Source organism: Spirabiliibacterium mucosae (genome assembly GCF_014884965.1).
GTDB lineage: Bacteria > Pseudomonadota > Gammaproteobacteria > Enterobacterales > Pasteurellaceae > Spirabiliibacterium > Spirabiliibacterium mucosae.
Window position 1 is genome coordinate 1 of the sequence record NZ_JABTBO010000063.1, and the last position, 726, is coordinate 726.

General features: G+C 45.7%; 1 pseudogene. It reads right to left on the reverse strand.

The features are described 5' to 3' along the window. Positions 1–309: 309 nt before the first annotated feature. A pseudogene (locus HPC37_RS10800) lies at positions 310–522 on the reverse strand (HigA family addiction module antitoxin); the annotation flags it as partial. Between the last annotated feature and the right edge of the window lie 204 nt (positions 523–726).

Here is a 726-nt window from a genome sequence, read left to right on the forward strand (position 1 = left end):
CTCGTTTCTCAAAAATGGAAAGTGCGGTCACCGCACTTTTTGATCTACAAAACACGGAGCGTTAGTAGTTCGATCCCGCCATTTTTCGCGCGGAAATGGAGCGGTTGGGTAAATTTCAAGGAAGCATTTGAGCGCCTGCATCAAATGCGACGTAGAAATTCCCAACAAGCGAGATTTCCTTAAAAATGGCAACGCCCTTTCTTTCCCCGATTTCTTTGGGCGAGCAAAGAAATCGGGTCGCCAACGGCGAAACCGTAGCGCGATGACGGAGTTATGAAAGAAAACAGATCACCAAAGGTAGTGATGACGAAGCCAAAATTCCGCACTCGTGCCAAACGCCTTCGCCAACTTCACCGCCATCTCAAGGCTCAACCGAGAAGCATCATTCACCAAACTGCTCGCCGTGTTACGATGCACATCAAGCACCTCCGCCAAATCCCCAATCTTAAGATCCAACGGCAAAAGAAACTCCTCTTGCAAAACCTCCCCCACCGTCGCGGGCTTGCGTCGTTTAACCACCATAATCACCATCTCCTAATTATTTCCCCCTACTATAAAACACCCTAACTGCACAGTGCAACTATGCAAAGATAAGTTTTAAATCAAGCACAGGCAACACCCACAGAAATATGAAATCACCTTAAAACCGCACTTTTAAATGGCTTTAACCACACTTTTAAACCAACTTAGCGACCGCACTTTATGTTTTCAAAATTTAAATCTCAA